Annotated in this window: 9 protein-coding genes; 6 read left to right on the top strand and 3 right to left on the bottom strand. The window is 73.1% G+C overall.

Features of this window, described 5'->3' with window-relative positions:
• Positions 1-761 precede the first annotated feature (761 nt).
• The gene (locus tag GA0070623_RS17550) at positions 762-2,471 is read left to right on the top strand and encodes a chromosome partitioning protein (protein ID WP_407938003.1); all 1,710 of its coding nucleotides are present in this window, start codon (positions 762-764) and stop codon (positions 2,469-2,471) included.
• A gap of 75 nt (positions 2,472-2,546) precedes the next feature.
• On the opposite strand, the gene GA0070623_RS17555 is transcribed toward GA0070623_RS17550, so the two are convergent.
• On the bottom strand, positions 2,547-2,975 hold the full coding sequence (locus GA0070623_RS17555; protein WP_067310022.1) for a DUF3151 domain-containing protein: 429 nt from the start codon (positions 2,973-2,975) through the stop codon (positions 2,547-2,549).
• A gap of 373 nt (positions 2,976-3,348) precedes the next feature.
• Here GA0070623_RS17555 and GA0070623_RS17560 point away from each other — a divergent pair, with 373 nt between their 5' ends.
• Positions 3,349-4,554 (top strand): SLOG cluster 4 domain-containing protein, encoded by a 1,206-nt coding sequence (locus GA0070623_RS17560; protein ID WP_172898526.1) that lies wholly within the window; start codon positions 3,349-3,351, stop codon positions 4,552-4,554.
• Positions 4,555-4,699: 145 nt separating this feature from the next.
• On the opposite strand, the gene fbaA is transcribed toward GA0070623_RS17560, so the two are convergent.
• Positions 4,700-5,722 (bottom strand): class II fructose-bisphosphate aldolase, encoded by a 1,023-nt coding sequence (fbaA, locus tag GA0070623_RS17565; RefSeq protein WP_067310016.1) that lies wholly within the window; start codon positions 5,720-5,722, stop codon positions 4,700-4,702.
• A 145-nt stretch (positions 5,723-5,867) separates the two neighbouring features.
• On the bottom strand, positions 5,868-6,251 hold the full coding sequence (locus tag GA0070623_RS17570; RefSeq protein WP_067310012.1) for a phage holin family protein: 384 nt from the start codon (positions 6,249-6,251) through the stop codon (positions 5,868-5,870).
• A 122-nt stretch (positions 6,252-6,373) separates the two neighbouring features.
• On the opposite strand from GA0070623_RS17570, the gene GA0070623_RS17575 reads away from it, so the two are divergent.
• The 4 genes from GA0070623_RS17575 to GA0070623_RS17590 all read left to right on the top strand — a co-directional run bounded on the left by GA0070623_RS17575 (position 6,374) and on the right by GA0070623_RS17590 (position 12,360).
• Positions 6,374-6,586 (top strand): hypothetical protein, encoded by a 213-nt coding sequence (locus tag GA0070623_RS17575; RefSeq protein ID WP_067310009.1) that lies wholly within the window; start codon positions 6,374-6,376, stop codon positions 6,584-6,586.
• 134 nt (positions 6,587-6,720) lie between these two features.
• Complete coding sequence (locus tag GA0070623_RS17580; protein WP_067310006.1) at positions 6,721-8,253, top strand: LPXTG cell wall anchor domain-containing protein; 1,533 nt, start codon at positions 6,721-6,723, stop codon at positions 8,251-8,253.
• Positions 8,254-8,410: 157 nt separating this feature from the next.
• A complete protein-coding gene (locus GA0070623_RS17585) occupies positions 8,411-9,850 on the top strand; it encodes a 3' terminal RNA ribose 2'-O-methyltransferase Hen1 (protein WP_067310002.1) in 1,440 nt (479 codons plus the stop codon).
• Positions 9,847-12,360 carry a polynucleotide kinase-phosphatase gene (locus tag GA0070623_RS17590; protein ID WP_067309999.1) on the top strand — a complete coding sequence of 838 codons (2,514 nt, stop codon included), beginning with the start codon at positions 9,847-9,849 and terminating at the stop codon, positions 12,358-12,360. Before GA0070623_RS17585 ends, GA0070623_RS17590 begins: the two co-directional genes overlap by 4 nt.
• The last annotated feature ends 106 nt before the right edge of the window (positions 12,361-12,466 follow it).

Genomic DNA, 12,466 nt, shown 5'->3' on the forward strand with positions numbered 1-12,466 from the left:
AGGAATGGAGGGGATCCGTGGTGGACGACAACGCCGACCGGGCAGGACCCTCCGGCCAGCAGCCTGGGCCGGGGCGGGACATCGAACCGCTCTGGCCGCCCGACCCGGCCGACCCGGTGCCCCAGTGGGCCAGCGAGCCCACCCCGGTGTACCCACCGACGGCGTACCCGTCGCTGGCCCTGGAAGTGCCGCCGGTCCCGCCCGACAGTGGCTGGACCCCGCCCGGCGATGGCTGGACGCCCGCCCACCAGGACCCCGCGCGGTTCCCCGCCCCGGATCCGCCGTACGGCTATGACGGCTTCCACGGGTACGGCACCCCGTCGGGCGACGGTCCGGTGGCCGCGTTCGACGATGCTCCCGCCCACGACGGCCAGCCCGGGTACGGCGATCTGACCCGCCACGAGGAACAGCCCAGACACGAGGAACAGCCCCGGCGCGACGGCCCGCCGGGGTACGACGGTCGGCGTCCCAACTCCGGCGGTCCCCGGTCGGAGGTCGGGGGTAGTACGGCGGCCCGACCGTCCACAGCCGGGCTCCGGCCGGAGGCCGGGGGTGCGGCCGGCCGGGAACCGTCCGCGGTGGTGCCGGATCAGGTCGGTGCGGTGGATCTCGATCTGCCCTTCAGTCTGGACCCGTCGCTCGCCAGCGCACCGTCACAGCCGGCCGGACCCACCCTCGGGCCTGCTCCGTCCACCGAGGCGGAACCGCCGGAAGGTGCACCTCACCCTGTCCCGTCGGCCCGTCCGAGCAATGGGAACGTCATGACCAACGGAACCGACCCGACCGAGTTGGATCTTGGAGGTTTTCGGCCCCTGGAGGGGCCGAAAACCTCCAAGATCCATGAGCCTGATCCAGCTACGACGGGTCTGGCGGCGGTGCCGGCCCAGCACGCCGGCCGGGGCGAATCCCCGTGGGCGCTACCACCTCAGCGCGTCTCGGTCGGTGTCGACGACGTGGCCGGTGCCGCCGTGCCGGTTGGCGCGGTCAGCCAACCGTCGGCGGCGGTGCCCGGTCCGTCGCCATCGGAACCGGCACCGTCGGTCGACCACCCACCGGAGGCAGGCGTGACGGTCGTCCCCCCGTACCCGGCACCCGACGCGTCCCTGCCCCAGGCACCGGTCTCACCACCGCCTCCTCCCACCGTGCCCGACCAGACCGGAACCGCCCCGACACAGGCCGACCCGACCGGAACCGCCCCGACACAGGCCGACCCGACCGGAACCGCCACGACACAGGCCGACCCGACCGGAACCGCCACGACACAGGCCGACCCGACCGGACCCGGACCGGAACACGCCGACCCGAGCCGGTCCGACCCGGGCGCAGGCAGCCCGGCCGGCACCGGACCGGTGGTTCCCGGGTCACTCCGGCCGGGGTCGACGGGCCCGACGGGACCGGTGCCGCCCGGGCAGCAGTCGCCCGGCGGCTGGTACCGACCGTCCTGGCCGGAACAGCCGACCCCGGGCGGGACGCCCGCGCCGGCGTATCCCGACCCGGCAGCCCTCGCCGGGTACCCGGATCTGGGGTGGTCGCCGGAGAGTGGGATCGCGCCGACCGCCGAGGACTTCGCCCGCCGTCGCCAGATCAGGCCGGCCGACCCGGTCGCCACGATGGGCGTCCGCGCCATGGTCAACAAGATCGGCCTGGTGAAACTCCCGCCGGGGCAGCACGAGCAGGAGGTCAAGCGGGACATCGAGATGGTGCGCCGCAACTTCGGCGGGCTGCGCCAGGTGACAGTGGTCAACCCCAAGGGCGGCGCCGGCAAGACCGTGGCCATCCTGCTGCTCGCGATGACCTTCGGGCAGAAGCGCGGCGGTTACGTGCTGGCCTGGGACAACAACGAGACCCAGGGCACCCTCGGCATGCGGGCGCAGCAGGACTTCCACTCCCGTACCGTCCGGGACATGCTGCGGGACCTCGGGCAGTTCCAGGGGCCGCACGGCCGGATCGGCGACCTGTCGCAGTACGTCCGCTCCCAGGGCGAGGGCATGTTCGACGTGCTCGCCTCGGACGAGTCGGCCACCGGCGGCGAGATGCTGACGGCGGCGGCGTTCGCCGAGATCCGCGAGGTGGTGAGCCGGTTCTACAAGCTCATCTTCGTGGACACCGGGAACAACGTCCGGGCACAGAACTGGCAGGCCGCGATGGACGCCACCGACCAGCTGGTGGTCACCATGTCGGCCCGTAACGACTCGGCGGAGACGGCCGCCCGGATGCTCGACCACCTGGAGCAGAGCGGCCGGCAGCGGCTCGTCCGGCAGGCGGTCACGGTGGTGTCCATGCCGCCGTCCCGCAAGGAGATCGACCTGCCGGCCATCCAGGAACACTTCGCCGCCCGGACCAGGGCGGTGCTGCTCGCGCCGTACGAGCGGCTGATCGACACCGGCGAGCCGATCCGGTACGGCGGGCTCTCCTCCGCCACCCGGGACGCCTGGTTGAAGATCGCCGCCGCGGTGGCCGAAGGGCTCTGAACCACCCCGGACCCACGGCCCGCCCCGACTGGAGTCGGGGCGGGCCGCACGACAGGGTGAGGCCCGTCGGGCGGGTCAGGCGCTGGCGAGGGCGTCCCCGGCCGCCGGGTCGCAGTCGCGGAGGAACTGGGCACACCGGGCGGCCTCGTCCGCCTCGCCGATCTCCCCGGCGGCCCGGGACAGGACGTAGAGGCAGCGGAGGAAGCCCTCGTTCGGGGCGTGCGACCACGGGACCGGGCCGTGCCCCTTCCAGCCGTTGCGCCGCAACTGGTCCAGACCGCGGTGGTAACCGGTGCGGGCGTACGCGTACGCCGCGATCACCGCCCCGCTGTCGAGGGCCCGGGTGGCCAGCGCCGCCCAGGCCGCGCTGTGGGTGGGAAAGCGGGCCGCGACCTCGGCGTACGCCTCGTCGGTGCCCGTTTCCGCGGCGGCGGCCAGAGCGGCGTCCGCCTCTTCGTGGGCGGGCAGGAGGGTGGCCGGAGGCTCAGGCAACAGGTTCTGCATCGCCCCATTCAACCCGCTTCGCACCGCGCGGCGCGAGGGGGTCGGGTGGGTACGCTGGCTGAACGGTGGAGGTCTGGATCACGCCTGTGACCTGATCGGGTGAACCGTCGGTCCGATCGGGTGAACCGTCGGCCGACGGTACCGGCCCGGCGGCCCCGCCGGTGGACCTCCCGGCTCGGATGGTCGATCCCGGCGGTCGCCGTCGGCCGACCCTGTGGCCCATGCCGCCCGGTAATTTTTTCCACTACAACTATGGGTCCGGAGCCTCCCCAGGACCCGGTTACGCAGGAGCCCGGTGGCCTCGGTCACCGGGCTCCTGTCGTCGTACCCCGGTCGCCGCGCGGTGGTGGCGGGCTGGGGGCAGGATGGCGGGGTGCCGACCCCACCTCCCGCGGACGTCCTCGCGCCGCACGACACCAGTCATGACGAGATCGAGACCCGGGCCGAGTTCGACCGCCACCTGGTCGCCGGCAGCCTCGCCGGGTTGACCGTGCAGGGGCTCCGCCTCGATCTCGATCCGATTCCCGACCTCACCGCCACCGACGTGGCCGGCACCCTCTTCGTGGGCTGCCGGTTCGCCGGTCGGGAGGTGGGGGCCGACCTGGTCCGGCGCGGGGCGAACGTGGTCCCGCCCTTCTCGGGCCTGCCCTACCCGACCCAACCGGCCCACCTCTACACCCCGACCGACCTGGCCGAAGGGTTCGCCGACGCCGGGTTCGCCGGAATGTACGACACCCGGGTCTACGACCATTTCCGCGCCCACGGCGGCGCCCTGCCGGACGTGAAGGAGGCGCTCGGTCAGCGGCTGCACGACCACGGGGTGGACAACGCCCTGGCCGACGCGACCCGCACCTGGCTGGCCACCCACGGGCCACAGTCGGTGGTGGGGGTGATGGGCGGGCACGCGGTGCCGCGCGGCAGTGCGCCGTACCGGATGGCGGCGGTGCTGGGCTGGGAGCTGGCGCGGGCCGACCGGCTGGTGGTGACCGGCGGCGGCCCGGGGGTGATGGAGGCGGCCAACCTGGGCGCGTTCCTCGCGGCCCGGCCGGCACGGGAGCTGGACGCCGCGATCGACCTGCTGGCGGTGGCCCCCGACTTCACCGACCACGACCGGTACACGGCCGCCGCGCTGGCGGTCCGGGACCGCTACGCCGCCACGGTGCCGCAGCAGCGCGGCCCCGGCCTGGACTGGGCCCGGTCCGGCGGGCTGGCCATCCCCACCTGGCTGTACGGGCACGAGCCGGCGAACCTGTTCGCCGGCCGGATCGCCAAGTACTTCTCCAACGCCATCCGGGAGGACACCATCCTGCGGTTGGCCCGGGGCGGGATCGTCTTCGCGCCCGGCCGGGCCGGCACCGTGCAGGAGGTGTTCCAGGCGGCGACGAAGACGTACTACGGCACGGACGGGGCGAGCGGCGCGTACGTCTTCCTGGACCGGGCGTACTGGACCGGGGAACTGCCGATCGAGTCCCTGCTGCGGCCGCTGTTCGCCGGCTCGCCGTTCGGTGACCTGTCCGGCAGCATCCACCTCACCGACGACGTGCGGGAGGCGGTCCGGGTCCTCACCGCGACCGCCTGACGTCCGTCCCGGCCACCATTGCGAACGCCGGGCAGCGTCCCGGCCACCGCCACGACCGTCCGACAGCCGTCCCGGTCACCGCTGTGAACGCCGACGGCCGGCTCCCCGGGCGGGGAGCCGGCCGTCGGCGGGACAGGTGGAAGGGTCACTTCATCCGGGTGCCGGTGGAGCGCAGGTGCTCGCACGCCTCGACGACCCGGGCGGCGAGACCGGCCTCGGCCAGCTTGCCCCAGGTACGCGGGTCGTACTGCTTCTTGTTGCCGACCTCACCGTCGATCTTGAGTACGCCGTCGTAGTTGCGGAACATGTGGTCCGCGACCGGCCGGGTGAACGCGTACTGGGTGTCGGTGTCGATGTTCATCTTCACCACGCCGTAGTCGAGCGCCTCCCGGATCTCCTCCAGCAGCGAGCCGGAGCCGCCGTGGAAGACCAGGCTGAGCGGCTTCTCCTTGCCGTACTTGGCACCGACCGCCTCCTGGATCTGGTTGAGGATCTCCGGCCGGAGCTTGACGTTGCCCGGCTTGTAGACGCCGTGCACGTTGCCGAAGGTCAACGCCGCCATGTAGCGGCCCTTCTCGCCCAGGCCCAGCGCCTCGACCATGGCCAGACCGTCCTCGACGGTGGTGTAGAGCTTGTCGTTGATGGCGTTCTCGACGCCGTCCTCCTCGCCACCGACGACGCCGACCTCGATCTCCAGGACGATCTTGCCCTTGGCGGCCTCGTCGAGGAGCTGGGCGGCGATCTCCAGGTTCTCGGCCACCGGCACGGCCGAGCCGTCCCACATGTGCGACTGGAACAGCGGCTCCTGGCCGCCCTTCACCCGCTCCTGGGAGATGGCCATCAGCGGCCGGACGAAGCCGTCCAGCTTGTCCTTCGGGCAGTGGTCGGTGTGCAGCGCCACGTTGACCGGGTAGTTCTTGGCCACCTCGTGCGCGTACGCGGCGAACGCCACCGCGCCGGTCACCATGTCCTTGACCGACGGGCCGGACAGGTACTCCGCGCCACCGGTGGAGACCTGGATGATGCCGTCGCTCTCCGCGTCGGCGAAGCCCTTCAGCGCCGCGTTCAGGGTCTGCGACGAGGTCACGTTGATCGCGGGGTACGCGTACCGGCCGGCCTTGGCCCGGTCCAGCATCTCCGCGTAAGCCTCGGGGGAAGCGATGGGCATGTGAAAAGCTCCTTAACTTACCGCTCTCGGCCGCGCTGGCCGCTGACTTCCATCGGTGCGCCGGACCGCGCTGTCCACCGTCGGCAGTATCCCGCAGGAGGCGGCGGCGGACACCACCGCCCCGGCGACCGTCCACCCGTCGGCCTCACCGGGTCTCCCGACGGTCCGGCACGACGACGCTGATCAGCCAGGTCACCACCGCCATCACGATGGCCCCCCAGAAGGCGGCCCAGAAACCGTCCACCCGGAACGGCAGGTCGAGGGCGCGGGCGATCCGGTCGGTCAGCAGGAACAGCAGCGCGTTCACCACCAGCGCGAACAACCCCAGGGTGAGCAGGTAGAACACGCAGCCGACCACCTTGATCACCGGCTTGAGCACCGCGTTGACCACGCCGAAGATCAGCGCCACCACCAGCAGGGTGAGGGCGGTGTTCGCACCGTTGCGCCCGGAGACGTCGACCCCGGGCACGATCAGCGTGGTGACCCACAGCGCGATCGCCGTGATCACCAGTCGGATCAGGAAGCCCACCGGCCCATCCTGGCACCGCCCGGTCGTCCCGGTGGGGCGTTCCGGTGTTCCCGCGCCTCCGGGCGACCACCCCCACCAGCCCGTACGGTGGACGGGTAGGCCACCGGAAGCAGGGAGGGACGATGGCTCAGCCCGACGAGGACTTCACCCCGACGGACCACCTCGACCCGGAGGAGCGCGACCCGGAGGCCGAGCCGGCCGACGCGGTGGAGCAGGCCGCCGTGATCGGCCCGGACGAGACCGACGCCGAGCCGCACCGGGGCCTGGAGGTCGACGACTGGGACGCGATGGAGCAGGCCCGGGTGGTCACCGCCGACGAGGACGACTACCGCTGACGGCGGGCGGACGTCGGCGCGGCGGGGGAGAGATACGGCCGGAAGGCGTCGTCGGCGGGCGTGGCGGGACAACGGAAGCACGAACAGCGTGAGAGGCTGACCACTTTCCGTAACCCATCCGGAAGGCGGTCGTCATGCTCCGGCACCACCCGCGGCGCTGGTTCGCCGCGTTCGTCGTCGTCGGCGTGTTCGGCGGCGCCGCGGCCACACCCGCCATGGCCGCTGGCGCGGTCCCCTCCACCGCCGCCACACCCGGCCAGGTGCGGATCGAATCACGGGACCTGCTGGTCGCCCCCGGGCACAGCACCTCGGGCCAGGTCCGCATCGAGACCCTCGTTCCCCATGCCGAGCCTCTCCACCTCGACCTGGAGCTGTCCGGGCTGGAGAAGGTCGGCCGCCTCACCACCTCGGGCGACGGCTGGAGCTGCGCCCAACCCGACAAGCACCTCAGCTGCACCGCCCCAAAGGGCACGCGGGCCAACTCGAATGTGTACCCCACCTTGTTCTTCCAGATCGACGCCCGGTCCGATGCGCCACTGGACACCCGGGTCGAGCTTCACTTCGACGTGACGTTGTCGGGAACCCACGGCACCCGGACCACCACGTTGACCGTCGTCGGAGGGGTCGACCTTCAGACCGCAGCGAAGACGGAGCTGAGCGCCGAGCCCGGCGACCTGCTCGACGTCACCAGTACCGTCCGCAACGCCGGCCCCGGACCCGAACGCGGTGTCGTACTCACCATGAGCCCGGACTGGCTGTTGACGTACCGCGACAACTTCCGGAACTGCCGGTGGCAGGAGGGCACCCCGCTCGTCTGCCACTTCGACACGGAACTCGAACCCGGCGTCACGTACCGCCTCTCGGATCCGCTGCCGTTCAGGGTGAACAGCATTGCCCGCAGCGGCCTGGTGCTCACCAACCGGCTCCAGTGGTGGACCGCCGACGACTGGGCGCTGGTCGAGAAGGACCCGACCGCCCCGAAACCGCCCGACACTCCCGGCAACGGCGTCGAGCTGCGCCTGGTCGCCCAACCGTCCGCGGCGCGGACCGATACCGCTGTCCGGAACAGCTGGACCGACCTCCGGGTGACCATCACCGGCGACCGGACAGCGGACGGGACCGCCCTGGGCGACGAGGCCCGGGTGCGGGTCGGTGACCGGGTGAAGATGACCATCGGCTTCCGCAACCTGGGCCCGACGATCGTGGAGTCCTGGCGGGAATCTCCCCTGGTGCAGGTCGAGATCCCGGACGGCCTGACGGTGGTCGACATCATCTGGTACTGCCACCCGTTCTCCGACGGGGAGTGGACCGGCGACGGAGGCGAGCCCGGTGCCCGGTCCTACGGCTGCATCGCCCACGGAGACCTCATCCGTCCCGGGGAGACCTACTCGTACGAGATGACGCTGCGCGTCGACCGGTTGACCCGACGGACCGCCGGGGCGGTGACCACCGGCCTCGACGGTGACACCGATCCCCGCAACGACCGGGCGGAGATCGTGTTCCTGCCGGCCGCCGACGGTGGCGGTGCCGGAGATCCGGACGGTGACGGTTCGCTGCCGATCACCGGCAGCGCCACCGTGCCCCTCGTCGTCCTCGCCAGCCTCCTGCTCACCATCGGCGTCGGCGGCTACCTGCTGGCCCGCCGCCGGACCCGTTTCGTGGCCTGATCTCCGCTGCACCTCCGACACCCCGCCGACCCACCCCGGTCGGCGGGGTGTTCCGTTGCACCGTCCACGGACCTGCTCCCGCCGGTTGCCCTGACGGTGGGCGGTCCCGGAGGAATTCAGGACGACGCCGGAACGGCCGCGCTGGGATCATGGGCGGGTGCTGCTCACCCTGACCACCACCCACCGGCCTGCGACCGATCTCGGTTACCTGCTGGTCAAGCACCCCGACCGGGTGCAGGAGTTCGACCTGCCAGCGGGCACCGCGCACGTGTTCTATCCGGAGGCCACGGAGCAGCGGTGCACCGCCGCCCTGCTGGTCGAGGTCGATCCGCAGCGACTCGGGGTGGGGCGGCGGCGGAGCGCGTCCACCCCGGAGCACTTCACCCTCGGGCAGTACGTCAACGACCGCGCCTACGCCGCGTCCAGCCTGCTGTCCTCCGCGCTGTCCACGGTGTTCCGCTCCGCGCTGCGCGGGGTGTCCCGGGAGCGGCCGGAGCTGGCCGGCACGGCGATCCCGCTGGGCATCCGGGTGCCGGTGCTGCGCTGCCGGGGCGGTGCGGAGCTGGCGGTACGGCTGTTCGCCCCGCTCGGTTGGGCGGTCACCGCAGCCCCGCTCCCGCTCGACGAACAGCACCCCGAATGGGGTGACAGCCGGTACGTCGACCTCGGCCTGACCGGCACGGTCCGGCTCGCCGACGCCCTCAACCACCTGTACGTCCTGCTGCCGGTGCTGGATGACGCCAAGCACTACTGGGTCGCCCCGGACGAGATCGACAAGCTGCTGCGGGCCGGGGCCGGCTGGCTGGCCGACCACCCCGAACGGGCGTTGATCACCCGGCGTTACCTGGCGCACCGCCGGGCGCTGGCCGGGCAGGCGCTGGCCCGGCTGGCCGAGTTGCGGCTGGCCGACGTACCCGCGGCGGACGACAGTGTCGACGAGGCCGCCGGCCCGGCGGACGGCGACCCCCGGCGGGCGTCGCTGGCGGTGCGGCGACGCGAGGCGGTGCTCGCCGCGTTGGCGGCCAGCGGCGCGACCCGGGTGGTGGACCTGGGCTGTGGCGGTGGCGCGCTGCTCACCGCGCTGCTCGCCGACCGCCGCTACACCGAGGTGGTGGGGGTGGACGTCGCCCCGCAGGCATTGACCATGGCCGCCCGCCGGCTGCGGCTGGACCGGCTGCCCCAGCGGCAGCAGGACCGGGTCCGGCTGTGGCAGTCGGCGCTGACCTACCGGGACGACCGGCTGCGCGGCTACGACGCGGCGGTGCTGATGGAGGTCGTCGAGCACCTGGATCCGGCGCGGCTGCCCGCGTTGGAGGACGCCGTGCTGGGGCACGCCCGGCCGGGCACGGTCGTGGTGACCACCCCCAACGCCGAGTACAACGTGCGGTACGAGGGGTTGCCGGCGGGCCGGTTCCGGCATCCCGACCACCGCTTCGAGTGGACCCGTGCCGAGTTCGCGGCGTGGATCGACCGGGTGGCCGCCGAGCACGGCTACACGGCCACCATCAGCGGGGTCGGCGACCACGACCCCGAGCTCGGCCACCCCACCCAGCTCGCCGTCCTCACCGCCGTGGGCAGCCGGGAGGCGACCCGATGACCACCCTCGACATTCCGGAACTCGCCCTGGTGGCGCTGGTCGGTGTCTCCGGCTCGGGCAAGTCCACCTTCGCCGCCCGGCACTTCGCCCCCAGCCAGGTGCTCGCCTCGGACGCCTTCCGGGCGATGGTCGCCGACGACGAGAACGACCAGTCCGCCTCGGCCGACGCGTTCGCGGCGCTGCACCACGTGGCGGGGGTCCGGCTGCGGCGGGGCCGGCTCACCGTGGTCGACGCCACGAACCTCCAGCCGCACGCCCGCGCCGGGCTGGTCAGGGTGGCCCGGGAGCACGACGTGCTGCCGGTGGCGATCGTGTTGGACGTGCCGGAGGCGCTGGCCTGGGAACGGACCGAGGCCCGCGCCGACCGCACGCACGGCCGGCAGGTGCTGGCCCGGATGCAGCGGGACCTGCGCCGGTCGTACGGGCACCTGGAGCGGGAGGGGTTCCGCCGGGTGCACGTGCTGCGCGGGGTCGAGGAGATCGACGCCGCGCGGATCCGGCTGGAGAAGCTGTTCAACGACCGGCGGGAGCTGACCGGGCCGTTCGACATCGTCGGTGACGTGCACGGGTGCCGGGCGGAGCTGGAGGAGCTGCTGGAGCGGCTCGGCTTCGTGCTGCACCGCGACGACGCGGGTCGCCCGGTGGACGCGGCGCACCCGGGTGGTCGTACCGCCGTCTTCGTGGGTGACCTGGTGGACCGCGGCCCGGACTCCCCCGGCGTGCTGCGCCTGGTGATGGGCATGGTGGCGGCCGGGCACGCGATCTGCGTGCCGGGCAACCACGAGCACAAGCTGCTGCGCAAGCTGCGGGGCCAGGACGTCAAGCTCACCCACGGCCTGGCCGAGACGATGGCGCAGCTCGACGCCGAGGACCCGGCGTTCGTGACCGGGGTGGCGAGCTTCATCGACGGCCTGGTCAGCCACTTCGTGCTGGACGGCGGCCGGCTGGTGGTGGCGCACGCCGGCCTGAAGGAGGCCTACCACGGCCGCGCGTCGGGCCGGGTCCGCTCGTTCGCGCTCTGGGGCGAGACCACCGGCGAGACCGACGAGTACGGCCTACCGGTGCGCTACCCGTGGGCGCGCGACTACCGGGGTGCGGCGACCGTCGTGTACGGGCACACCCCGACGCCGGTGCCGGAGTGGGTCAACAACACGATCTGCGTCGACACCGGTTGCGTCTTCGGCGGGAAGCTCACCGCGCTGCGCTACCCGGAACGGGAGCTGGTCTCGGTCGACGCCCGACGGGAGTGGTACGCCCCGGCCCGGCCGCTGGTCAGCCCGCCGACCCGCCCGGACACCGTGCTCGACCTCGCCGACGTGGCCGGGCGGCGGCACCTGGAACACGCCTACGGGACGCTGACCGTGCCGGCGGAGAACGCCGCCGCCGCGCTGGAGGTGATGAGCCGGTTCGCGGTGGACCCGGGTCGGCTGGTCTGGTTGCCGCCGACCATGGCCCCGTGTTCGACGTCGACCGTGGCGGGGTTCCTGGAGCACCCGACGCAGGCGTTCGCGGACTACCGGGCGGCCGGGGTGGAACGGGTGGTGTGCCAGGAGAAGCACATGGGTTCCCGGGCGGTGGTGCTGGTCGAGCGGGAGCCGGGGCCGTTCGGCGGTGGGGTGGTGCACACCCGGACCGGTCGGCCGTTCTTCGGCCCGCCGCTGGACGGGGAGCTGCTGGACCGGGTCCGGGCGGCGGTCGGCGCGGCCGGACTGTGGGACGAGCTGGGCACCGACCGGCTGCTGCTGGACTGTGAGCTGCTGCCCTGGTCGGCGAAGGCGGACGGGCTGATCCGCGAGCAGTACGCCGGGGTCGGCGCGGCCGGGCGGGCGGTGTTGCCGGCGGCGCTGGACGCGTTGGACGCGGCGGCGGCCCGGGGGCTGCCGGTGGACGCGCTGCGGGACCGGATGACGGCCCGTCGGGCGGAGATCGAGGCGTACTCGGCGGCCTACCGGGCGTACGTGGCCCCCGTCGAGGGGCTGCGCGGGGTGACACTGGCGCCGTTCGCGGTGCTGGCCGGGGCGAAGGTGACCTTCACCGACCGGGACCACGGCTGGCACCTGGCGTTGGCCGACCGGCTCTGCGCCGCCGATCCGGAGTTCTTCACCCCGACCCGGCGACAGGTGGTGGAGCTGTCCGACGCCTCGGCGGTGGCGGCGGCCACCGACTGGTGGTCGACGCTGACCGCGGCCGGTGGCGAGGGGATGGTGGTCAAGCCGTACGCCGGCCCGGCGGCCCGGTCGGCGCGGGGTTCGCTGCTCCAGCCGGGGATCAAGTGCCGGGGCCGGGAGTACCTGCGGATCATCTACGGCCCCGGGTACACCGATCCGGCCCAGCTCGCCGCGCTGCGTCGCCGCTCGCTGGGCCGCAAGCGGGGGCTGGCACTGCGCGAGCACGCGCTCGGCCTGGCCGCCCTGGACGGGTACGTCGCCGACGTCCCGCTGTGGCGGCGGCACGCACTGGTCTTCGCGATCCTCGCCTGCGAGTCGGAGCCGGTCGACCCCCGGCTCTGACCGTCGGTCCCGGGGCTGCTGAGCGTGCCGTGATGGGTCGACCGGGCGGGGTACCCGGGCCGTTGGGGTGGAATCGCCGGTCGTTCGGTCCGTTCCGTCGCCACCC

This window comes from Micromonospora rifamycinica, from assembly GCF_900090265.1.
Taxonomy (GTDB): domain Bacteria; phylum Actinomycetota; class Actinomycetes; order Mycobacteriales; family Micromonosporaceae; genus Micromonospora; species Micromonospora rifamycinica.

Coding starts and splice junctions, on each gene's coding strand:
- GA0070623_RS17580 (WP_067310006.1), top strand. CDS start 6,721: ATGCTCCGGCACCACCCGCGGCGCTGGTTCGCCGCGTTCGTCGTCGTC.
- GA0070623_RS17575 (WP_067310009.1), top strand. CDS start 6,374: ATGGCTCAGCCCGACGAGGACTTCACCCCGACGGACCACCTCGACCCG.
- GA0070623_RS17555 (WP_067310022.1), bottom strand. CDS start 2,975: ATGCAGAACCTGTTGCCTGAGCCTCCGGCCACCCTCCTGCCCGCCCAC.
- fbaA (WP_067310016.1), bottom strand. CDS start 5,722: ATGCCCATCGCTTCCCCCGAGGCTTACGCGGAGATGCTGGACCGGGCC.
- GA0070623_RS17550 (WP_407938003.1), top strand. CDS start 762: ATGACCAACGGAACCGACCCGACCGAGTTGGATCTTGGAGGTTTTCGG.
- GA0070623_RS17590 (WP_067309999.1), top strand. CDS start 9,847: ATGACCACCCTCGACATTCCGGAACTCGCCCTGGTGGCGCTGGTCGGT.